This is a genomic window from Flavobacterium sp. FlaQc-48 (assembly GCF_044007335.1).
Classification (GTDB): domain Bacteria; phylum Bacteroidota; class Bacteroidia; order Flavobacteriales; family Flavobacteriaceae; genus Flavobacterium.
In genome coordinates, this window is sequence record NZ_JBIPCR010000004.1 from 144,993 (window position 1) to 168,584 (window position 23,592).

The 23,592-nt window shown below is 35.1% G+C and carries 20 protein-coding genes; 9 read left to right on the forward strand and 11 right to left on the reverse strand.

Features of this window, described 5'->3' with window-relative positions:
- Positions 1 to 12: 12 nt before the first annotated feature.
- On the reverse strand, positions 13 to 1,023 hold the full coding sequence (locus ACHRWY_RS08140; protein WP_395353762.1) for an aldo/keto reductase: 1,011 nt from the start codon (positions 1,021 to 1,023) through the stop codon (positions 13 to 15).
- Between the two features lie 654 nt (positions 1,024 to 1,677).
- On the opposite strand from ACHRWY_RS08140, the gene ACHRWY_RS08145 reads away from it, so the two are divergent.
- Positions 1,678 to 3,171: a catalase gene (locus ACHRWY_RS08145; RefSeq protein ID WP_395353763.1), complete on the forward strand. Its 1,494-nt coding sequence runs from the start codon at positions 1,678 to 1,680 to the stop codon at positions 3,169 to 3,171.
- A gap of 158 nt (positions 3,172 to 3,329) precedes the next feature.
- Here ACHRWY_RS08145 and purU read toward each other — a convergent pair whose 3' ends face one another.
- The 6 genes from purU to ACHRWY_RS08175 form a co-directional block, all read right to left on the reverse strand.
- Positions 3,330 to 4,184, reverse strand: coding sequence for a formyltetrahydrofolate deformylase (gene purU / locus ACHRWY_RS08150; RefSeq protein WP_395353764.1), 855 nt, complete (start codon positions 4,182 to 4,184; stop codon positions 3,330 to 3,332).
- A gap of 104 nt (positions 4,185 to 4,288) precedes the next feature.
- Positions 4,289 to 5,011 (reverse strand): DUF4197 domain-containing protein, encoded by a 723-nt coding sequence (locus tag ACHRWY_RS08155; RefSeq protein ID WP_395353765.1) that lies wholly within the window; start codon positions 5,009 to 5,011, stop codon positions 4,289 to 4,291.
- A gap of 231 nt (positions 5,012 to 5,242) precedes the next feature.
- Positions 5,243 to 5,800 carry a hypothetical protein gene (locus ACHRWY_RS08160; RefSeq protein WP_395353766.1) on the reverse strand — a complete coding sequence of 186 codons (558 nt, stop codon included), beginning with the start codon at positions 5,798 to 5,800 and terminating at the stop codon, positions 5,243 to 5,245.
- Between the two features lie 18 nt (positions 5,801 to 5,818).
- Entirely contained in the window at positions 5,819 to 6,418 is a 600-nt protein-coding gene (locus ACHRWY_RS08165; protein ID WP_395353767.1) for a hypothetical protein, read from the reverse strand.
- Positions 6,419 to 6,440: 22 nt separating this feature from the next.
- Positions 6,441 to 6,860, reverse strand: a complete 420-nt coding sequence (locus ACHRWY_RS08170; protein WP_395353768.1) for a cytochrome c oxidase assembly factor Coa1 family protein — start codon at positions 6,858 to 6,860, stop codon at positions 6,441 to 6,443.
- Positions 6,861 to 7,079: 219 nt separating this feature from the next.
- Positions 7,080 to 8,654, reverse strand: a complete 1,575-nt coding sequence (locus ACHRWY_RS08175; RefSeq protein WP_395353769.1) for a murein L,D-transpeptidase — start codon at positions 8,652 to 8,654, stop codon at positions 7,080 to 7,082.
- Positions 8,655 to 8,947: 293 nt separating this feature from the next.
- Here ACHRWY_RS08175 and ACHRWY_RS08180 point away from each other — a divergent pair, with 293 nt between their 5' ends.
- Positions 8,948 to 12,388, forward strand: a complete 3,441-nt coding sequence (locus tag ACHRWY_RS08180) for a methylmalonyl-CoA mutase family protein (protein ID WP_395353770.1) — start codon at positions 8,948 to 8,950, stop codon at positions 12,386 to 12,388.
- Positions 12,389 to 12,549: 161 nt separating this feature from the next.
- Positions 12,550 to 13,224 carry a hypothetical protein gene (locus tag ACHRWY_RS08185; protein WP_395353771.1) on the forward strand — a complete coding sequence of 225 codons (675 nt, stop codon included), beginning with the start codon at positions 12,550 to 12,552 and terminating at the stop codon, positions 13,222 to 13,224.
- Between the two features lie 1,035 nt (positions 13,225 to 14,259).
- Here the strand turns inward: ACHRWY_RS08185 and ACHRWY_RS08190 are convergent.
- A complete protein-coding gene (locus ACHRWY_RS08190; RefSeq protein WP_395353772.1) occupies positions 14,260 to 14,577 on the reverse strand; it encodes a hypothetical protein in 318 nt (105 codons plus the stop codon).
- Positions 14,578 to 14,766: 189 nt separating this feature from the next.
- On the opposite strand from ACHRWY_RS08190, the gene ACHRWY_RS08195 reads away from it, so the two are divergent.
- Entirely contained in the window at positions 14,767 to 15,189 is a 423-nt protein-coding gene (locus ACHRWY_RS08195; protein WP_395353773.1) for a helix-turn-helix domain-containing protein, read from the forward strand.
- Between the two features lie 118 nt (positions 15,190 to 15,307).
- Positions 15,308 to 15,913 carry a hypothetical protein gene (locus tag ACHRWY_RS08200; protein ID WP_395353774.1) on the forward strand — a complete coding sequence of 202 codons (606 nt, stop codon included), beginning with the start codon at positions 15,308 to 15,310 and terminating at the stop codon, positions 15,911 to 15,913.
- Positions 15,914 to 15,970: 57 nt separating this feature from the next.
- On the opposite strand, the gene ACHRWY_RS08205 is transcribed toward ACHRWY_RS08200, so the two are convergent.
- The 3 genes from ACHRWY_RS08205 to ACHRWY_RS08215 form a co-directional block, all read right to left on the reverse strand.
- Positions 15,971 to 16,357, reverse strand: coding sequence for a secretion protein (locus tag ACHRWY_RS08205; protein ID WP_395353775.1), 387 nt, complete (start codon positions 16,355 to 16,357; stop codon positions 15,971 to 15,973).
- A gap of 366 nt (positions 16,358 to 16,723) precedes the next feature.
- Positions 16,724 to 17,131 carry a T9SS type A sorting domain-containing protein gene (locus ACHRWY_RS08210; protein ID WP_395353776.1) on the reverse strand — a complete coding sequence of 136 codons (408 nt, stop codon included), beginning with the start codon at positions 17,129 to 17,131 and terminating at the stop codon, positions 16,724 to 16,726.
- Positions 17,132 to 17,643: 512 nt separating this feature from the next.
- Positions 17,644 to 18,069 (reverse strand): T9SS type A sorting domain-containing protein, encoded by a 426-nt coding sequence (locus ACHRWY_RS08215; RefSeq protein WP_395353777.1) that lies wholly within the window; start codon positions 18,067 to 18,069, stop codon positions 17,644 to 17,646.
- Between the two features lie 449 nt (positions 18,070 to 18,518).
- On the opposite strand from ACHRWY_RS08215, the gene ACHRWY_RS08220 reads away from it, so the two are divergent.
- The 4 genes from ACHRWY_RS08220 (at position 18,519) to ACHRWY_RS08235 (ending at position 23,530) form a co-directional block, all read left to right on the forward strand.
- Positions 18,519 to 19,391, forward strand: coding sequence for an AraC family transcriptional regulator (locus tag ACHRWY_RS08220; protein ID WP_395353778.1), 873 nt, complete (start codon positions 18,519 to 18,521; stop codon positions 19,389 to 19,391).
- A 282-nt stretch (positions 19,392 to 19,673) separates the two neighbouring features.
- Entirely contained in the window at positions 19,674 to 21,710 is a 2,037-nt protein-coding gene (locus tag ACHRWY_RS08225; RefSeq protein ID WP_395353779.1) for a M13 family metallopeptidase, read from the forward strand.
- A 337-nt stretch (positions 21,711 to 22,047) separates the two neighbouring features.
- A complete protein-coding gene (locus tag ACHRWY_RS08230) occupies positions 22,048 to 22,917 on the forward strand; it encodes an alpha/beta hydrolase (protein ID WP_395353780.1) in 870 nt (289 codons plus the stop codon).
- Between the two features lie 106 nt (positions 22,918 to 23,023).
- Positions 23,024 to 23,530: a hypothetical protein gene (locus ACHRWY_RS08235; protein WP_395353781.1), complete on the forward strand. Its 507-nt coding sequence runs from the start codon at positions 23,024 to 23,026 to the stop codon at positions 23,528 to 23,530.
- Positions 23,531 to 23,592: the final 62 nt, after the last annotated feature.

The following is a 23,592-nucleotide window of genomic DNA, read 5'->3' on the forward strand; positions in this document are numbered from 1 at the left end:
TCCTAAGTAATTTTATTGATCTACTGATGCCATATTAGCTTCGTCGTAACGCATTCCGGTTTCAGTTCCCAACGGAATAATTTTTTCCAGGCGATGCATCTCATCTGCGGTTAATGTTATTTGAGCCGCTGCGATATTTTCTTCGACATATTTCACACGTTTTGTTCCCGGAATGGGTAAAATATTTTTAGCGACAATCCACGAAAGTGCTAATTGTGAAGCTGTAATCTGCTTTTCTTCGGCCATTTTTCTGATTTCATTGACCAGTTGAATGTTTTTCTCAAATTGCTCCCCCTGAAAACGTGGCAGGCTTCTTCTAAAATCATCAGCTGCAAAATCATCCGGACTTTTAATAGCTCCGGATATAAAACCTCTTCCAAGTGGAGAATATGCTACAAAACCAATTTCCAGTTGATCCAGGGTATCTAAGATCAAAAGTTCTTCGACGCTTCTTTCAAACAAAGAATACTCGGTTTGTACAGCAGTCAACGGATGAATTTGGTGGGCTCGTCGAATCGTGTCTGAAGAAACTTCAGATAAACCAATGTAACCCACTTTTCCTTCCTTAACCAATTCAGCCATAGCGGCAACGGTTTCTTCAATTGGCGTAGCAGGATCAAGGCGGTGTAAGTAATACAAATCAATATAATCGGTTCCTAAGTTTTTAAGTGAGCGCTCTACCGCTTTTTTCACATAATCCTTTTTACCGTTAAATTTCCAGGTCAGTTGCTCGTTATCGTCAATTTCAAAGCCAAATTTAGTAGCAATACTATAACCATTACGATTGCCTTTGATCGCTTTTGCAATTAATCTTTCGTTGTGTAATGGTCCGTACAGATCTGCGGTGTCTAGAAAGTTGCCGCCCAATTCAAGCGAGCGGTGAATAGTAGCAATAGCTTCTTTTTCATCGGCTTTACCATAAATATCAGCACCGGCAATTTGGGTCATTCCCATGCAGCCCAAACCAATATTGGGAACAATAAGTCCCTGATTTCCTAATTTAATCGTTTTGATTGTACCCATAACTTCGTTTGTTAATTTTAGTTTGAAAATTATAAGGCAAAGATCCGTGGGTATTTCTTTTATAAAGTATCTAAATCTCGTGTAGTTGTATCCAAAATGTAGATTTTTTGGTTTCAGGTTTCACGTTTTTTGTTTCAGGTTTCAAGTTTCAGGTTTCAAGTTTCAGGTTGTTGGATTGTGTTGTTGCCACAAAGTGCCACAAGGATTTTCGCAGCGTTTCACAAAGCGCTGTGTGTAAAATATTGTAATAAAAAAACTTTGGGAAACGCTGCTAAAACTACGCGAATCTTTGCAGTAAAATTATACTCAAAGTAAATCAACCTGAAACCTGAAACCTGAAACAAAAAAAACAAAAATTACCATAAAAAAAGAATGCCGGCATCTCGAAGACGCCGGCATCATTTAACTAACCAAAACCAAAATAATAAATAACCAGTTTATTACACTACAAAGATCCAACATATATGAATGTTTTGCTGTTAAGGTTTTGTTATTACTTTGTTGAACATAAGTTAAGATTTTTTAATAGTGGATTCTGAGCTTTCTGCAACGTTTAATAACTTTTAGTTATTAAAATATAATAACAATCAATTTTGTTTATTAATATCGTAAATATATCTTCTTATATTTGATAAAACATTAAATATCAGCAATATGGATTCAAACAAAAAATTAACAACTGCAACAGGAACCCCTGTTCCGGACAATCAAAATATTCAAACAGCAGGTCCGCGAGGACCCGTTTTATTGCAGGATTTTTGGTTTTTAGAAAAAATGGCACATTTTGATCGTGAGGTAATTCCGGAACGAAGAATGCATGCCAAAGGTTCAGGAGCTTACGGAACTTTTACTGTAACTCATGATATCACCAAATATACAAGAGCCGATTTGTTTTCGGAAATTGGTAAAAAGACAGAAATGTTTGCGCGTTTTTCAACTGTTGCAGGTGAAAGAGGTGCAGCTGATGCTGAAAGAGATATTCGTGGTTTTGCCCTGAAATTTTATACCAATGAAGGAAATTGGGATTTGGTAGGAAATAATACTCCGGTTTTCTTTTTTCGTGATCCAATGAAATTTCCGGATTTAAATCATGCCGTAAAACGTGATCCAAGAACCAATTTAAGAAGTGCTGATAACAATTGGGATTTTTGGACTTTATTGCCCGAAGCTTTACATCAGATAACAATAGTAATGAGTGATCGCGGAATTCCAAGATCCTACAGACAAATGCACGGATTTGGAAGCCATACGTTTAGTTTCCTGAATGCGCAGAACGAAAGGCATTATGTGAAATTTCACTTTGTAACACAACAAGGTATCGATAACCTTTCTGATGAAGAAGCCGCTAAATTGGTAGGTGGTGATCGTGAGAGCCATCAAAGAGATTTATATGATGCCATTGAAGAAGGAAATTTTCCAAAATGGAAAATGTTTATTCAAATCATGACTGAGGAACAAGCAGCGACTTATCGTTTCCATCCTTTTGATTTGACCAAAGTTTGGTTAAAAGGTGATTTTCCGTTAATTCCCGTTGGAGAATTCGAATTGAATAAAAATCCTGAAAACTACTTTGCCGAAGTAGAGCAAGCCGCTTTTAATCCGGCACATGTGCCTCCGGGAGTTAGTTTTTCACCGGATAAAATGCTGCAGGCACGTTTGTTTTCTTATGGAGATGCCCACCGTTACCGTTTAGGGGTAAACAATTATCAGATTCCTGTAAACTCATCCAGATGTCCTTATAATACGTTTCACAGAGATGGCGCTATGCGTGTAGACGGAAATAATGGAAGCCGTAAACACTATGAGCCTAATAGTTTTGGCGAATGGCAGGAACAGCCTGAATTTAAAGAACCACCATTGGCACTCCATGGCGATGCATATGCGCATAATTTCAGGGATGATGATAATGACTATTTTACACAACCAGGTTTATTATTCCGCTTACTAACCGACGAGAAAAAACAATTATTGTTTAAAAATACTGCGGGACAGGTAGGAGGAGCCCAGAAATTTATTCAGGTAAGACACATTCGCAATTGTTACAAAGCCGATCCGGCATACGGAGAAGGTGTTGCAAATGCTTTGGGAATGACGATGGATGAAGTAAATAACTTTAGTGATCCAAGATTGTCTATTGTCGTTCGATAAAAAGGTTCAAAGGCTCAAAGCCAAAGGCTCAAAGTTTTTAAAAGAACCTTTATCTCTGATCTTAAATAGTAAACCCGACAGGTTTTAAAATCTGTCGGGTTTTATTTTTTAGTTTCAAAGAAAAACCTTTGTCCCTTTGTTACTTTGCCTCTTTGAACCTAAGAAAAAACAACCGTCTTATTACTATAAACCATTGTTTTACGTTCTGCATGTAATTTTATAGCACGGGCCAGAACAATACGTTCCAGATCGCGACCTTTCATGATAAAATCATCAACAGAATGTATGTGAGAAACCCTTGCAATATCCTGCTCGATAATTGGGCCTTCGTCTAATTCGGCCGTAACATAATGACTTGTGGCGCCAATAATTTTCACACCACGCTTAAAAGCTGAATGATACGGTTTTGCTCCCGGAAAAGCAGGTAAAAACGAATGATGAATGTTGATAATCCTGTTCTCGTAAAGCGCAATAAGATTGGGCGTAATGATTTGCATGTAACGCGCCAAAACGATAAAATTGATCTGGTATCTTTTTAGTAATTCAATTTGTTTGGCTTCGCCTTCTTCTTTATTGTCTTTTGTAAAAGGCACGCAGTGAAAGGGTATATCAAATCGTTCTGCAATCGATCTTAAATCGTTATGATTGCTTATAATTACCGGAATCTCCACATTTAGTTCCCCGGCACTGTAACGTCCTAAAATATCAAATAAACAATGGTCGTATTTAGATACAAACAATGCCATTTTAGGTTTCTGTTCCTGATTGTATATATCCCAGGACATATTAAAATCTGTTGCGATCGTTTGTGTAAAGTCTTGTTTTATAGATTCGATGCTAATAGTATGGTTGATGAATTCACATTCCAGTCGCATAAAAAATACATTTTGCTCTACATCAACATGCTGGTCGATATAGGTAATATTTCCTTCTACTTTTGCAATAAAAGTCGTCACTGCCGCGATAATCCCTTTTTGGTCTTTGCAATGAATCAGAATGGTTATTTTTTGCATTTTAAGCTTTAGTTTTTTGGTTAGTCATAAGCCGCAAAGGTTCAAAGTTGCAAAGGCTGCTTTGTGCCTTTGTTACTCTGAGCCTTTGAACCTTAGTGGAAAAATTATTTTTTATCCTGCAGTGCAAAAACGCTTTTTAATAAAGGCGAAGTTCGTGCACTGATATTGGTACGGATGTCTTTTTCTTCAACGGCAATCATTTTAAAAACACCTTCCAAAGCCTTATTGGTTGTGTAATCAGTTAAATCTGGATTTACTTTTCTGACTAACGGGATTGCATTGTATTTGTTAATGATGTTTTTCCAAACAACATCGGCACCCACTTTTTCAAAAGATGTTTTGATTACCGGATTAAATTTTCCGTACAAAGCGGTAGTCGTACCCTTTTGTAAATAGCTGGTTGCAGCACTCTCGTTTCCTAACAGGATATTTTTGGCATCGGTAAACGACATGTTTTTTACAGCCGAAACAAATATTGGAGTTGCTTCTTTTACGGCATCTTCGGCAGCACGATTTAGTACTTTTACACCTTCGTCAGCAAGAGATGAAAGTCCAATTCTGCGTAAAGTAGCGTCAACTTTTTGTAATTCTTCGGGCATTAAAATTTTTACGGCTTCATTTTTATAAAAACCATCAACAGCAGTCAGTTTGCTTACTTGTTGTGTAATTCCTTTGTTTAAAGCTTCTTTTAGTCCGGATGCAATATCAACGCCGCCAACTCCTGAAATTTGAGTAGATAATTTGGATAGTTTTTGAGCTAAAGTTTCTTTTACCTGAGCATGAGAACTTAGAGCAAATAGAAGAGACAGAATTAAAATCTTTTTCATAGGTAGGTTTTATATAAGTTTCAAAAATACTACTTATTCAAAAATAAAGCCACAATTTTCTTTTGGGAGCGCAAACAATTTGTTCCAAAATTAACATTGGGGTTGCGATCTGTTCTTATTATTGTTTTTAATGGATTTTCAGGATAAAAATTAACTTTTCTCATTTTCATGGAAACAAGTCATATTGTACCACACAGCAGCTTAGAACCTGTAGTAACTGAGGATCTGAGGCTACGGCCAATACATTCGGACATTATAATTCCAATAGGTCTTGCTGGAGATATAGGCAGGCTGAAATTCTCTTATCGGAAGATTATTTTGATCGTACAATTCTACCCTTATAATTTTTTCGTTGTGATCCTCTTTTAGCTCAATGTTGCCTTCGGCAGCGTCAATAAGTTTCTTTTTCTTTAAATATAAATCAGGCTTTTCAATTGTAAACGTTACGGCAGCTTCGTTTTTTGATTCTCTTTCCCCTGCCAGCTTTCCATTAACATCAAAGTTTTCAATGCGTTGCAAATAATCATTTTGATAGTAAAAAAGCTGAAAGGCGATTCCGCCATGTTGTATTTGTAATTTCTTGTTGAGTACTCGAAAACGAAGTACTTGTTTTCTGGCATTAGTGAATTCGACAGAACCGTTTCCGGTTGCATCAATATTTTGGTATAAAACTCTGGCAGGTTTTGAAAACTGAACTATTTTATTGGTATATATTTGATATTTAGTGTCGGATTGAGCAAATGTGAAAAGACTTTGAAGAAAAACTAAATACAATAAGAGTGATTTCATTTTTTACTAAATGATATTTTAATTAAAACTTCCGTTAATGTTTTTTCGATGAATTTGTTTAATTGCGTTTGCGGTAAAGGAATATTCAGATTCTTCTGCCCATCTCCATTCTTGTTGACTTTGACTATCAGAACCAGCGGCCGTATATATAATTTTAATAGTTTGCTTATTGGTAGCCATTTTAATTCCAATAAATCGATCCTGGATTTTTGAAGAAGATACTGTTCTTTTACAATTTTCTAAACGCTGTAAAACATTTTGGTCCTCTTTAAACCACTTTCTCAAAAAAGATAAATGCGTATCAGAACATTGATACCCTAAATTTAAAGCCCAGATAAGTTGGCATTTTAAATTACTTTCATCCTCTTTTTGATCCCCGTCCCAATAGCATTCATTGCCAATATCAGTGGCGATATAGCCCAAAGCTGCGCGTTGTGGATCAGTCAGGGTTTTAAGATAATCTTCGTTGAGCCGGAGTTTGTTGTTTTGGTCTAGCCACAAAATGTTAATATAATGATCTTCTGTTTTCTTTCTTTCGGTTTGTTTTTGTGGGATCGTTTGCGGGAAACAGCACATAGTAAACCCCAGGAATAATAAAATGGAAAGGCGTAAAGGCATAGTGTTTAAGTTTAAATGATTTCTATTTCTGCAACAAATCAATTTCTTCATCCGTTTTCTCTATGTAAACAGACATTTGACTGTATTTCCATTTTCCTCTTTTTTCTGCAATCACAAACAAAGTTCCTTTGCCTTTTGGCCCTTTTATGGGAATTTGTAAATTGCAGTGCCCTGTATTATTGCTGGTACTGATACTGCCGGACACCATTCCGTCATTTTCAATTGGGTTTCCCAGTTTCTCTATAATTGTTTTATTCTGTGCTACAATAGTCATGGATTCTTTGTAAGCATCAGAACTTTTCATCATGGAGGTTATCCCGAAAAAGAGGCTGGCTATAAATAAACCAAAAATGACTAAAATACTTAAACAACCAGTTGGCACAAACCATTTCCAGTTTCTGTCCCACCAACTTCTTTTAGGCTGATAATAATCTTCTTCCATAATTAAAAGGGGTATTTTAAAATGAGTTTAAAGTTAGAAAGATACTATGAATTAAAATTGAAATACAAATGAATTTTTTAGATTGGAAAACTGGATAATGTAAATTTAAAGCAATTTGGAACAGAAATCCCATGTTAATCCGGGCAAAAGAACCGCGCTAAAAAAAATGGCTCGCTTCAATAAAGAAACAAGCCATAAGAATATTTTAGTGTAAGGGTATTAATTCGTTACTACTTCAGCTTTTGGAGAAAGCGTTTTATTTAATTCGCTGTCTCGCTCATAAACATCCTGAAAAAAACCAATTTCGCCATTTTCATTGACCAGCGAAGTAAAGTAAGTGATGTAAATAGGTACTTTTTTAGCTAATTTAAAACTGTTTTCTGTTTTACCTTCCATCGCTTTATCAATTTTAGCGGTAGTCCATTCCGGATAATCTTTAAGCATGGCTACAGCTAGTTCTTTTGCCATTTTTACGTTGATACAACCATGACTAAAAGTTCTTTTTTCAAAATCGAATAAAGTTTTAGACGGAGTATCGTGCAAATAGATGTCATCCGGGTTTGGAAACATAAATTTCACCAATCCTAAAGAATTGTCCGGACCCGGTTTTTGTCTTACCTGACCATTTACTATTTCCATATTTTTTTCGGCCAGATAATTTTTATCTGAAGCGATTTTACTTTTCAATTCATTGTTCACAATACTTTGCGGAACTGTCCAGTAAGGGCTAAAAACAATTCGGTCAATTTCACTGTTAAAAATGGTTGTTTTAGTTAGTGGCGCCCCAACAAATACACTAGAGGTCAATTGCACCTTTCCGTTTTTAACATAGATTAATTCATACGAAGGAACATTTACTAAAACATACTCATCGCTACTGGCAATCTGAGCCGAAATAGCACGGCATCTTTCCATGTTAAGTTGTAAGGTTTCCATTTTATCCGTAAGCGGCACATTCATTTCTTTAATGTGTTCTTCTGCAAGAATGTAGTTCGGTTTAAAACCGTTACGAACTTTATATTTCATTACCGCATCCATCAATTCACGGTCGTAAACATTACTTTTAGAATCACTTTTTAAATCCCCTAATAAAAACAATCGGGTTCTGACCTGGGCAATAGTGCCTGAAACAGCATCCGGGCGTAAATCTTTATAAGGTGTTTCTTCCGGAACAATAGGTTTCCATTTATTAGAGTGGTCTAATTTTTTATATTTTTTCAGAACGTCTTGTAATTTGTAATATTGATCATATTCTACTTTAACATTTTCAGCTGTTGAAGCGGTGGCTTCTTCGATAGTGCTGTAATTTAGAAAATCTGTCAGCATAGCGTCATAAGATACTTTTTTCCCGGCATCTGAATTGCTTTTTTTGGCGTAAGCAATATATAATGAACTTAAAAGCATATCTGCATCTGTTTTGGATAGCTTTGTTTCTGAGGACGAGAAAAGATCGTCAATTTCTTTTTGGTAAGGAACAACTAAATCATTTGTTTTTTTTGCTTTTTCATATAATACAGAACCAAATTCATTGATATTATCTTCATCAAACCATATAGTTCCCAGCGTTCTTTTTTTGTATAATGACATGACATCAGATTTATATTTTTTCAAATCCGAATATCTTTTAAAGAAGTCGTTTGAAATTTCTTCTATATTATTGTTATCTGAATGGTTGTAAACGGTCGCAATAGTTGCAGTTTTTTTATACGAAACAAGATCATTTTCAATGCTGCTGAAAGAGGATACAAAAAAACTCAAGCTTAAAATTAGGGTGAATGGATACAATGTTTTCATTTTTTTAAATTTTTACGTTTATTACTTAATGGTAAAAATTTGGGGCTTTTCTACCATGCTAAATTACTTTAGGTATCTGAAAAACAAGTTGTTGTATTTTATTTAAATTTTTCAAGATTACCATGTTGCTAACATTTCTATAAGACTTATATAGGATAAATACGCCAGCTATTTAAAATGTTACCCCCGTAGAGAAAAAAAGATTCTTTTTTTTTGTTAACAAAAAGATATAAGGAGGAACAAATATTATAATATTTTGTAAATTGCTCCCTTAAAATTATCATATTCATAAAATGGAACAACAAATACCATATATTCCTAAAAATAAAGTAAGAATTGTCACAGCAGCATCTCTTTTTGACGGACATGATGCAGCGATTAATATTATGCGTCGTATTATTCAGTCAACGGGAGTCGAAGTAATTCACTTAGGACATGACCGTAGTGTTGAAGAAGTGGTGAATACCGCTATTCAGGAAGATGCCAATGCGATCGCCATGACATCATATCAGGGCGGACACAACGAATACTTTAAATATATGTATGATTTGCTTCATGAAAAAGGAGCGGGGCACATCAAGATTTTTGGTGGCGGAGGCGGAGTAATCCTCCCAAGCGAAATTGCCGAACTGCATGAATATGGTATTACGAGAATTTATTCTCCCGATGATGGGCGTTCTTTGGGTTTACAGGGAATGATCAACGATTTGGTAGAACAATCCGATTATCCAATAGGAGATCAACTAAACGGAGAAATCGATCATATCGAAAATAAAATTCCAACAGCCATTGCGCGATTGATTTCGGCGGCTGAGAATTTCCCCGAAATTGCAAAACCGGTTTTTGACCAGATACATACTAATAATACCAATTCTATAATTCCGGTTTTGGGAATTACAGGAACGGGTGGAGCAGGAAAATCATCTTTGGTAGATGAACTGGTTCGTCGTTTTTTAATTGACTTTCCGGAAAAAACAATCGGATTAATTTCTGTCGATCCTTCGAAACGTAAAACGGGAGGAGCACTTTTAGGAGACAGAATCCGTATGAATGCCATAAATAATCCTCGTGTTTACATGCGTTCTTTGGCGACACGTCAGTCTAATTTAGCATTGTCTAAATATGTTGCCGAAGCCATTCAGGTGTTGAAAGCAGCCAAATACGATTTGATTATTCTGGAAACTTCGGGAATTGGACAATCTGATACCGAGATTATGGACCATTCTGATGTATCCTTATATGTAATGACACCGGAATTTGGAGCGGCAACACAATTGGAGAAAATCGACATGCTTGATTTTGCTGATTTAGTTGCTTTAAACAAGTTTGATAAAAGAGGAGCTCTTGATGCCATTCGTGATGTGAAGAAACAATACCAGCGCAATCATAATTTATGGGATAAAAATCCGGACGAAATGCCGGTTTTTGGAACCATTGCCTCACAGTTTAACGATCCGGGAATGAACACGCTGTACAAAGCAATCATGGATAAGATTGTCGAGAAAACAGCATCTGAACTGAAATCGACTTTTCAGATTACCAAAGAAATGAGCGAGAAAATCTTTGTGATTCCGCCTCACAGAACCCGTTATTTATCTGAAATCGCAGAGAACAACCGTTCTTATGATGAAAGTGCCCTTTCACAGCAAAAAGTAGCACAAAAACTATACGGAATCTTTAAAACCATAGAATCGGTTTCAGGAAAAGTTCCGCAGATTAATAAAGCAGGAATCGACGATTCGACTGTTTTGCCAGGTGCAACCGAAGCACATGACGAAAACAGAATCTTTTTAAATCTTTTACTAAATCAGTTTGATAAAGTAAAAATGGACTTAGATCCGTACAATTGGGAAATCATCCTAAGTTGGGATGAGAAAGTAGCCAAATATAAAAATCCGGTTTACAGCTTTAAGGTTCGTGACAAAGAAATTAAAATCGCGACCCATTCTGAAAGTTTATCGCATTTACAAATCCCAAAAATAGCTTTACCTAAATATGAAGCCTGGGGCGATATTTTACGTTGGAATTTACAGGAAAATGTTCCGGGAGAATTTCCGTTTGCTTCAGGATTATATCCGTTTAAACGTGAAGGCGAAGATCCGTCAAGAATGTTTGCTGGCGAGGGCGGACCGGAAAGAACTAACAAACGTTTTCATTATGTAAGCGCGGGATTGCCGGCAAAACGACTTTCGACTGCTTTTGACAGTGTGACGTTGTACGGAAACGATCCTGATATTCGTCCTGATATTTACGGAAAAATCGGGAATGCCGGAGTTTCGATCTGCTGTCTGGATGATGCCAAAAAACTGTATTCAGGTTTCGATCTGGTACATGCCTTAACCTCTGTAAGTATGACCATCAATGGCCCGGCGCCAATGTTGTTGGGTTTCTTTATGAATGCGGCAATCGATCAGCAATGCGAATATTACATCAAAGCCAACGAATTAGAAAAAGAAGTTGAAGCCAAAATCAACAAAATATACAAAGACAAAGGACTTGAACGCCCTAAATACCAGGGCGATTTACCCGAAGGAAACAATGGTTTAGGATTAATGCTTTTGGGCGTTACCGGAGATCAGGTTTTGCCTCAGGAGGTTTATAACGATATTAAAGCCAAAACCTTATCGCAGGTTCGTGGTACAGTTCAGGCCGATATCCTAAAAGAAGATCAGGCGCAAAATACCTGTATTTTCTCTACCGAGTTTGCTTTGCGATTAATGGGAGACGTTCAGGAATATTTTATTACTAAAAACGTTCGTAATTTCTATTCGGTTTCGATTTCAGGATATCATATTGCAGAGGCAGGAGCGAACCCCATTACGCAATTGGCCTTTACGCTTTCTAATGGTTTCACTTATGTGGAATATTACTTAAGCCGTGGCATGAGTATCAACGATTTTGGACCTAATTTATCGTTCTTCTTCTCCAACGGAGTAGACCCTGAATATTCGGTTATTGGTCGTGTGGCACGTAAAATCTGGGCAAAAGCCATGAAAAACAAATACGGAGCCAACGAAAGAGCACAAATGCTAAAATATCATATTCAGACTTCAGGACGTTCGTTGCACGCTCAGGAAATTGATTTTAATGATATCAGAACCACTTTGCAGGCATTGTATGCGATTTACGACAACTGTAATTCATTGCATACCAATGCTTACGATGAAGCGATTACAACACCAACAGAAGAATCTGTACGTCGTGCGATGGCAATTCAGTTGATTATCAATAAAGAATTAGGTCTGGCGAAAAACGAAAACCCAATTCAGGGATCGTTTATCATCGAAGAATTAACCGATTTAGTAGAAGCAGCCGTTCTGCAAGAATTCGACCGAATCACAGAACGTGGCGGAGTTTTGGGCGCAATGGAAACGATGTACCAGCGTTCTAAAATTCAGGAAGAAAGTTTGTATTACGAAACCCTGAAACACAACGGAGATTTCCCAATTGTGGGTGTCAACACATTCCTGAGTTCAAAAGGTTCTCCAACGGTAATTCCGGCAGAAGTAATTCGCGCCACCGAAGAAGAAAAACAATATCAGATCACGATGCTGGATAATTTACACCAGTTTCACGAAGCACAAGTAAACGAGCATTTAAATACATTACAGGAAGCAGCCATTAAAAACGAAAACTTATTCGACCATTTAATGGAAGCTACAAAGGTTTGTTCGCTGGGTCAGATTACTTCGGCATTGTTTGAAGTGGGCGGGCAGTATAGAAGGAATATGTAAATATTTTTAGATTTAACGATTTTGAAACGCATTTGACTATTTGATCAAATGCGTTTTTTTGTTAATTATCATACCTTCATCGAGTATTTTTACATTATAACGACTAAATTTTTGAATAAGAAATGTAAGGCTTAATTTGCTAATTAATAATAAGTTAAGCTATGGAGAAGATTTCGTTAAACAAATTAATTGATTTTAGAAGAAGATCTGATAAAGCAAAATTAAGTTTTATAAATAGTATAAATAAAGCTGAAGTTAAAGAGTCTGATGGAGGAGGAGATTATTGGGTTAGTTGTGTAAGTGCAATAAATTATATCTTCAAAACTGATGATACAAGTTTTATTGAAAAAAAGATAGATTATTTATATACTAAAATTGATCAAACGGAAAAGAAAGGAACAAAGGATAGATTTCAAAAGAATATTGATATTTTACACATATTTGAGGAATTTGATTATCAGCATCTAAAGCCGACCGAAGAATTAAATTTTCATAAAAATTCTAATTCTAAATCTTTAATTACTCTAAATGGAGTTGTAATCGAAATAAAACCAACTCATATATTTTCATACAATAATCTTGATTTTAAAGAAATTGGAGCAGTATGGTTTATTGTAAAAAAGGATGGTTTTAAACAAGGGGAATTGGGAATGTTTTCTGAAATTATGTATAGATATTTAGACGCAAACTATTCTAAGGAATTTAAAATTAGTCCTGAGAATTGCATTGCAATAGATTTATTCAATGGATATGATGTTAACTATTCTCAAATTGTTAAAAATGAGATTCCGCATTTGTTAGATAATACAATAGATGATTTAAAGAGATTGCTTTAGAAAAGGTTTGTTCGCTTGGTCAGATTATTTCTGCATTGTTTGAAGTGGGTGGGCAGTATAGAAGGAATATGTAGAATTTTACTGTTTTATAGATTTAAAGGAAACCTCTCAGAAATGGGAGGTTTTTTTGTAATTGGAATTTTTTTAAGATAATAATATACTCTTCGCTAGCGCTAGCATCCCGGTGGAAGTGTTCGAAACCTATTGCTCTGAAAGAGCCTTAGCAATAGCATGGTGCAAAGCACTATGAATATAAAACGATTGTTGTTTTAGCCCTGTAAGGGCGAAAGCCTTACCGTAAAGAAAATCTTTATTATATATTGTTATTTTCTAACAAGTTACATATTCTTAGAATCTGTATTGTCTATTTGCTTTTACCCTTTCAGGGCAATGATAGAGATTAATTTAGTTCGTAGTGCGTTGCACTACGCTATTGCTTTTTAGGGCTTTCAGCCTATTTATTGAGGTTTCGAACACTTTTGGCGTCCCGCTCGTGAACCCAAATTTTATATAACAGCATTGAAATTAAGCTGATGCGCACGAGCGGGACGCTCGCGCGAGCAGAAGAATAGCCTTTTTTATTGGAATAAATTAATCCCACTGCTAGCGCGAGCGCAATGTCATTAAGTTAAGGGAAAAAAGATAAAATAGTTACTATTTTTGACTAACGAATTTTGATTTCAGATGTTTGAAACAGCCTAAAATAGACAATCATATTATTTATGCCCATTAAGATTTGAAAGCATACAATTTGTGCCGTTAGGCACTAAATATCGGTAGTTAATATAGATTAGAAATACATTGGCGTGCCGTAGGTACGCAACAAAATGATAATTATTGCGTACCTACGGCACGCTACATTTATTCCCATTCCTATTAACTACCGATATTTAGTGCCTAACGGCACATTTAAACTCTTGGTCCCAATATTCATAATTATAAAAAAGCTTAACTTAATGACATTGCGCTCGTGCCAGCAGATGAAAAATAGTCCAAAAACTTAATAAGAACTTTTAACTATTAAATATCAGAATCTCAAACCAACACCTTATTAACTTCGGTTATCAACTCAAATTCATCCAGAGGAAACATCTCCAACACCATTTCTAAAACGAGCGCTACATTAATAGGGGAGTATTTAATGGTAGTTGAGGTTTGATGTGCGTCTTGCTCTAAGGCTACGATACATAATTTTATGATTTCGGTAATGGTACAGCCAAGTTCATAATAATTGACCATTTTAATCTGGGCGGTATAGGTTCCTGTTTGATCTGTAGAAGGCGTTAGAGTATTGCAATATCTGGTGGTTAATTTTCTAAGATTCTCTAATTTTTTAATTTCATTGGTTTCCATAAGGCGTATATTTTTATTTGTTAATCAGCTACAATTAGTTTTTATTATAAGAAAAATTGTACTTTTGTTTGATTCGGCGAAGTAATAAACAGATTGTATCGTACCAAACCGTTTTGGCTGGTATCTGAACAGTCTAAATAAGTTTTTTACCAGTTGAAGTTTTTCACACTTAATTATTATCTTTGAATTATGAGCACACTAACAAAACCAAATCATATAGGGCGAAAAATAAGCCGTATTCGTGAACTTCGTGATATGAAACAGGAAGCTTTGGCACAGGCTTTGGGCATAAGCCAGCAAACGATATCTGCTATTGAAAACAGCGAGACTGTAGAAGAAGAAAGGCTTATCGAAGTGGCAAAAGCGCTTGGTGTAACGGTTGAAGCCATTAAGAATTTTTCGGAAGAATTGGCAATTAATTATTTCAATAATTTTACTGATACAAAAGACAGTCAAATGAATTTTGGAAATGGAAACGGACACAATTGCACTTTCAATCCGTTAGACAAATTAATGGAAGCGGTAGAAGAAAATAAAAAACTTTACGAACGTTTGCTCAAAGCAGAACAAGACAAAAACGAATATTTAGAAAAATTGCTTCAGGGGAAATAATATTCCTTAAGAAGTTTATTCATAAAAAAGCATCAGCCACGGTTGGTGCTTTTCAATTTTAAAGCAATCTTTCGGAGAATTTTTTATTGTATCTTTTAAACCAAATCCTGAAGTTATAATGAGTATTGTACTAGAAAATAAAGGAATTAAAACAGCTGCTTTTTATGTTCCGCCTTTTGTTTTGCGGGAAGGCGAAGTCGTTGTTTTGTTTGTCTATAATGGAAGTTATTTCTATGATGCGGAGATGTATCTTAAAAACATTTTTTGCGGAAATATAAAACATGAAAATGTTACCGTACATAAAAAAATGACTTTTGTTGATTTTTTTAGGGAATCAAACTTTAGAGCTGTTTTTTTTCCTTCGACTGTAAACAGATATCTTAAAAACCCCGTAGATCTTACAAACCCTTTTCTTGTAAAATTATTTGAAGATAAATACGTTACGAGAAAAACTAAAATGAATAAATTGGGAGGAACCCAGCGAAAACTCCTGAATTTATATGTGACTCTATCAAAAACAAAGGACATCGTATTTGATTTGGCAGGACAAGACCCCAGAGGGGCCAATCTTACGTTTAAAATGGTAAAAGATGCAGTAAAAGATGGAGGATCAGCGATTTTACTGGATAATTTTTCTGATATGCAGGAACACGCCTCAAAATACATTGAATTAGAATGGAACGAAGGGTATGTACCACCGCCTAAGGCGAAATTTAAATTTTGAACTAAAACAAAAAAGCACCAGCCGGGGCTGATGCTTTTCGTTTAATGTAAAAAACAATTAACGACGAAACGAAGGACTTTCGTTTACTGATTCGTCTAACTTAACAGTTTTTGTTTTCTTAGCAGAAACCGCAATATCGTGTTTCGCAACTTTACCATTTTCTTTTACTTCCAGGACATAAGTTCCGGCTGGAAAACCTTCTAAACTTATTGTTTTTGAAATCTCTAATTTGTTAGTAGCAGATTCGCCAGTGTACACTAAATTATTATTTTCATCGTAGATAGTAAAAATTGATTTTTCAACGGTGTTGAAGTTAAAGCTAACTACTTTTCCGTTTCCGGTTTTTATATTCAAAATATAATCCCCTTTTCCATCAATTGCATACGTAAAGATTGTTGTTAAAAATACGGCAACAACTAAGCCCATTCTTGTAAATTTTGTCATGTTTTTTTTAATTGTTAATTACTATTTTTGGAACGCCCAAAACTACAAATAGAAATTTAATTTTATGCAATAAAAGTGCTTTTTTTAGCATCTAAATTGCTGAATTAAAGATCTTTGTGCGTTTTACCTGAACTATGTACGTAATTACTGGGCTTATGGATGTTTTGGAGTAATGATTTTTTAATGGTTTGTAAACCAACTTTTTAGATTTATTAAGAATAGTTTTCTAAAAATAATTTTACTAAAAACTTTAGTTCAGAACAGCGCATAAAAAAACAGCTCAATAACCACAAAGAGCTGTTTTAAAACGTAAGTTTTTTTACTAACTATCTAACCTCATTTTATACTGTATGCAGTATAATTTTTTTAGCGTGCTGCCACACTTGTATTTTTAGCAGAAACTCCTGCTTTGTAAACTGATGAAACTGCTTTTCTGGATAATGATGTAGCATCATCTGTAATGGTAATTTCATGTCTCACTTTTTTTACACTATCTTCAATTTCTAAGAAGTAAGTTCCGGCTGGAAACTCCTCCAGGCTAAAAGTTCTCAAAATTCCTTCTTTGCCTGAAGCACTTTCAGAATAAATTAAACTACCGTCTTTATCATATATGGCCAGGTTTGCTTTTTGCACTTTATTAAGGGCAAATGTGATCAGCTTTCCGTTAGCTTTTAATACATGAAGATTAAAATCTTCATTCCCGTCAATTGCATAAGTACTTAATCCTGAAAAAAGTACCGCACATACTAAACTTAATTTTAAAATCTTTTTCATGACATTTGTTTTTAGATTAATAATCTGTAATTCTCTGATGCTAAATTACTTCCAAATGGTCTGTTTTTTCACAACCCTGTTTTCTTATTTCGATGCTGTATTCTCATTTACGAAACCGTTATAGGTTAATTTTTGAATTATTTTTATCGTTTTTGTTAATTCGGTTATTATTTTTCAACGTTTTATTAAAATTAAGAGAATGTAAATTTATCCGTCTTTCTTACAAAAAGAATGTTTCAAAATGAGGTTTAACCGCAAGGAGCGCAAAACTCTTTTATATGCAAGGTTTATATAAACGCAAAGTTCGCAAAGCGATATCAATAATCAGCTTTGCGAACTTTGCGTTAAGTACTACATAAAAAACTTTGCGCCCTTGCGGTTAGATTAACATTAAAATAAGGCACAAAAAAAAACAGCTCAATAACCACAAAGAGCTGTTTTAAAACAATCAAGTTTTTAACTTTACTAACTATCTAACCTCATTTTTATACTTTATGAGAAGTATAAACTTTTTAGCGTACTACTACGTCTGTATTTTGAGCAGAGAAACCTGCTTTATATGCTGATGAAACCGCTTTAGATGATAATACAGAAGCATCATCAGTAATTTGAATTTCATGTCTTACTTTTTTTACACTGTCTTCAACTTCTAAGAAATAAGTTCCGGCTGGAAATTCTTCTAAGCTAAAAGTTCTTAGGATACCTTCTTTACCAGAAGCGTTCTCTGTATAGATTAAGCTTCCGTTTTTGTCATATATACTTAAGCTTGCTTTCTGAACCTGGTTTAGAGCAAACGTAATAAGCTTTCCATTAGCTTTTAATACATGAAGATTAAAATCCGCGTTTCCATTATCATTGCCATTTCCATCAATTGCATAAGTGCTTATTCCTGTTAATAGTACTGCACAAACTAAACTTAATTTTAAAATGTTTTTCATAGCTCTTAGTTTTAAATTATTTGTTCTAATTCTCTGGTGCTAAATTACTCCGGTAATGGCTTTTTTATCACAACTGTATTTTCCAATTTATGTGCTATATTCTCATTTACGAAACCGTTATAGGTTAAAATTTGAATTATTTTAGGTGTTTTTGTTAATTCAGCTATTATTTTTCAAACATTTTTAAATGTTAACATTTTTTCAAAACATCTAAAATTCTTACATAAATGCTATATGTCTATAAAAATGGTAGAATTAATACGATATATGAAAAAAATCATCAAAAAAAATATTGGTCATTTAAAAAATAGGGAAAATGTGATAATTTTACAATTTAACTTTTGCGTATTTTGATGAGAAATCCTCATTTACGAAACCGTTATAGGTTAATTTTTAAATTATATTAGGCGTTTTTGTTAAATTTGCTATTATTTTTTAAAGATTTTATCATGAAGACAATTGCCCCAGCTCTTGAAGTGATATCTAACTCATACGGAAGTTCTTTTACCTACACCAAACATCCTGAAAAAACCAACAGTAAAGCCCATGTGTGGCATTATCATCCTGAAATTGAGTTGGTTTACATAAACGGTGGTGCGGGCAAAAGACAAATAGGAAGCCACGTTTCTTATTATACCAACGGGAGTTTGATTCTGATAGGTGCCAATTTGCCACATTGCGGTTTTACAAATGAACAAACAGGAAACACAAACGAAACTGTTATTCATATTAAACCTGAATTTTTAGGGAATGATTTTTTTATTGCTCCCGAAATGAGAAAGGTTCAAAATCTTTTTAGTCAGGCAAAAGGCGGCATCGCTTTTGGCGGAGAAACTAAAAAACGCATCGGGGAGAAAATCGAGATGATGGAAAACCAGGTTCCGTTTCAGCGTTTGCTGACACTCCTGAGTATTTTAGACGAATTAGATTCTTCTGACGAATATACTGTGCTCAATGCCGATGGCTTTTCATTAGAATTGCAAACACAGGACAATGACCGTATGAATGTTGTTTTTAACTATGTTAAAGATCATTTTCAGGAATCGATTGCTATCGACGAGGTTTCGAGCCTGGTGAGTATGACAACACCATCTTTCTGTCGTTATTTTAAAAAGATATCCAATAAAACCTTTACAGAGTTTGTCAACGAATACCGTTTGGTACATGCGTCAAAACTTTTGGCCGAAAAACCAATCAGTATCAACGAAGTATGTTACGAAAGCGGTTTCAATAATTTTAGCCACTTTAGTAAATCCTTCAAACAATACACCGGTAAGAGCGCTTCGCAATACCGCCACGAACACAAAATTATTATCAGCTAATTAAGATAGACTGGCAGGGCTGACAGCAATCGAAGCCCAAAAGAAAATGTTAGGTTATTTTGCCGCGATCTCAAACCTGTCCAATAGGTGAAGCCTTAGTTTTTGCGGAGGTTGAACAGGGACAATGGTGAATTGTCGCGCAAAATTAGAATTTGGAATTTAAAATTTAGATTTTTCACAGTAACCATATTGTTATAAAAATTATATTTACATACTTGTTATACCTAAATTATAACAAGTATGTAAGTAAAGATTTAATCCATCACCAAATTTTATAACTAAATGAACTTATTTCGAAAACCTATTGCATTTCTTCTTATCGGAATGACATTGCTGAGCTGTAATAAAAAAGAAACAGCATTTTCAGATCCATTAATTACCAACCGCGACACAACAGTAAATCCTGCAGATGATTTTTTTAATTATGCTAATAACGGATGGTTCAAAAAAAATCCAATTAAACCTGCCAACAGCAGTAACGGAATCATGAGAATTGTGATGGATACTATTAATGAACAAATTAAAAGTATCTGCGAAAAATCAGCCAAAGACGCATCAGCAACAAAAGGAAGCAATCAGCAAAAGATTGGTGATTTTTATGCCTCAGGAATGGATACCATTGCGATCGAAAAAGCAGGTTTGTCTCCGTTAAATACCGAAATCAAAAAAATCAACGAAATCAAAGATATTTCGGGCCTGGTAAATACCATTGCACATTTGCAGACAATAGGAGCAGAGTCGGCATTTTCGTTTCATGTGGGACAAGATGATAAGATAAGTACAAAATATGCCTTGTTTTTTGGGCAGGGCGGTTTAGGAATGAAACAAAGAGATTATTACCTCGACTCAGACAAACGAAATGTCGCCATTCGTTCAGCCTATTTAGGATACCTTAAAACCGTAATGCAGGCAACGGGAGAAGAAGAAACCATTGCCGTAAAAAATGCCGCAACGGTTATGAAACTCGAAACAGAACTGGCAAAATCTTCCCGAAAATTAGAAGACCTTCGCGACCCTTTAAAAAATTATAATAAACTTTCGGTAGCACAGTTTAATGCCCTTACGCCCAATATCGACTGGAAAAAAGTACTGCCGGCTTTAGGTATTGCAAAAGCAGATTCTGTAATTGTAGGGCAGCCTGAATTCTTCAAAGCATTGAATACCACGATTAAAAGTTACACGATTGAAGAATGGAAAACCTATCTTAAATCGAGTGTTATCAATACTTATGCACCGTATTTAACAAAAGACATCGAAAAGCAGAATTTCAAATTTTATTATACTGCAATGAATGGCGTATCTACACAAGAACCACGCTGGAAGAGAGTAGTAGAGCAAACCGATACTTCGTTGGGAGAATTAATAGGACAAATTTATGTTACTGATTATATGCCAAAAGGGGTAAAAGAAAAATTATTGGAAATAGGAAACAATATCAGGGATGTCTTTGCTTCGCATATTAAAAAGTTAGACTGGATGAGCGAGGCGACCAAACAAAAAGCCTTATACAAGCTTAGTAAAATGGTCATGAAATTGGGATATCCGGATAAATGGAAAGATATGAGCCAGCTTTCTATAGACCGAAAATCATATTGCAGCAACGTGATCAGCGCCAATAACTGGGAGTACAAAGACATGATCAGTAAATATGGCAAAGCCGTAGACAGAAACGAATGGGTCATGCAGCCACAAACCTATAATGCATATTACAATCCGAGTAATAACGAAATTGTAATTCCGGCCTGTAATATTATAGTTCCGGGTTATGAAGGACGTATGCCGGATGATGCGATATTGTACGGTATAATTGGAGGTTCTTTCTTTGGACATGAAATAACTCACGGTTTTGATGATCAGGGAAGTCAATATGACGAAAAAGGAAACCTGAACAATTGGTGGACACCGGAAGATTTAAAGAAATTTAAAGCCAAAACCAAACTAATAGTAGATCAGTATAATGCATTTTCTGTGCTGGGAAAACACGTAAATGGTGAAGCGACCCAGGGTGAAAACATTGCCGATTTAGGTGGTGTGGTCATGGGATATGAAGCATTTGAAAAAACAGCACAATTTAAAAACAAAGAAAAAATTAACGGACTAACTCCGGAGCAGCGCTACTTTTTGGCTTATGCCTATTCGTGGATGATCAACCGCAGGGACGAATCAAAAATCAATCAAATCATGACTGATGTGCATTCGCCGGAACAATTCAGGGTTAACGGACCATTGAGCAATATTCCTGAATTTCATAAGGCATTCAATGTCAAAAAAGGAGACAAAATGTACCAGCCGGATAGTGTAAGAGTCGTAATCTGGTAAAAGATATTTTAAATTAAGAAAAACCATTCGTTGCGGCGAATGGTTTTTTTTTTTTGCCATGATTCGCCCAACTTTTACGAATTAAAAAGATTGATTTTTTTTCTAATCTGTGTAATCCTTTTAATTTGTGGGTATTTTTTGCAGCACATTTGTTTCGTTCCGGTTCCTGAAAAATTTGTGGTCAGCCTTTTTTTTCAATAATCCATAAATCATTGCAAGCTGCGGCAAGAGAAATATCACAAATACATAACCTTAAAGCGTAAAAACAAGTCGGATTTTTCAGATGATTTATTCGGAAAAAGTTATATTTACAATCCCTAATCAGAAAAATATAACTATGAAAAACTTTAGATTTTTAGTGTTTGCTATTCTTTTGGGCGTGACCTCAGTAAGTTACGCTGCCAAAGTAGATACTTTACAAGTTGCAAGTACAGCCATGAGCAAAACCTACAAAGCCGCGGTTGTTTTGCCAAATTCGTATGCAAAAAGCAAATCGGCATTTCCGGTTATGTATTTGTTGCATGGTGCTTATGGCCATTTTGGCGATTGGTTAAAGAATACACCAAACAAAAAATTAGTTCAGGGCTTATCAGACCAGTACAATATTATTATTGTAATGCCCGAAGGCGAAACCTTTAGTTTTTATCTCGACAGCCCTGTAAACAAAGGGAGTCAGTTTGAAACTTTTATTACACAGGAAGTCATTCAAAAAGTAGATAAAACCTATAGAACGATAAGCAACAGATCCGGACGTGTTATTACCGGGCTTTCTATGGGCGGACACGGCGCTTTGTACCTATCTGCCAAACATCCTGATTTATTTTGTGCCGCCGGAAGCATGAGCGGAGCAGTAGATATGAGTACCATGCTCAATCGCGAATCGTCTGCACAGGTCGTAAAACTAATGCAGCCGGTTTTTGGCGATAAAAGCGACAGCTCAGAAATGTATGCACAATATGCCGTAATGGGAATGCTGGATAAAATTAAAGCCAACAAACTTCCGTTGGTTATCGATTGCGGCGTAGATGATTTTCTAATAGAACCCAACAGAGAACTTCACCGAAGATTGGTTTATAACAAAGTAGAACACGATTATACCGAACGTCCCGGAGCCCATACCTGGGATTATTGGGAAAATTCATTACCCTATCATGTACTTTTTTTTAATAAAATTCTGCTTAAAAATCAGCAGGTTGTGAAGAAATAATAGTTTTTTTTTAACAATTGCAGGGTAAATATTTTTTTTGGTTTGATTTTTGGAATACCTTTATGTATATAAATGTTTTCTAAAAACAATAAATACCACAAATACCATGAAAAAGATACTTACACTTTTTGCAGTCGTTGGGCTGTTTGCATTTTCTAGTTGTTCGGATGACAAAGACAATGATACAATTCCTCAAGCATTTGAAGTTAAAAATGTTAGTTTAACCAGGCTTACAAATACTCATTATGAATATGCTAATGATTTTAGGCCATTTATAGGAGGAGATTTATTTAATGATGAAACGCTTTTGATCTATAGATTAACAGATTTAACGAATTCAGGAGCTCCAGTTTGGCAATTAATACCAAAAACAACTAATTATGATAATGGTGATGTAGCAGATTATTTCTTTGATTTTAGTAAAGAAGATTTTGTAATTACAGTTATTGCTTCTTTTAACTTGGCTACTCAAACAGATTTAATAAATAATCAAACTTTTAGGGTTGTAATTGTTCCTTCTGCTCTTGCTTCTACATTAAATAAAAATAACTATTTAGATGTAATGAAAAGTTTAAAGTTAAATGAAAGTGAAATTAAGAAAGTTAATTTCTAATCTCATGAGTTTAATAAATAAAAAAAAAGGAAATCGTAAGATTTCCTTTTTTTTATGATTGT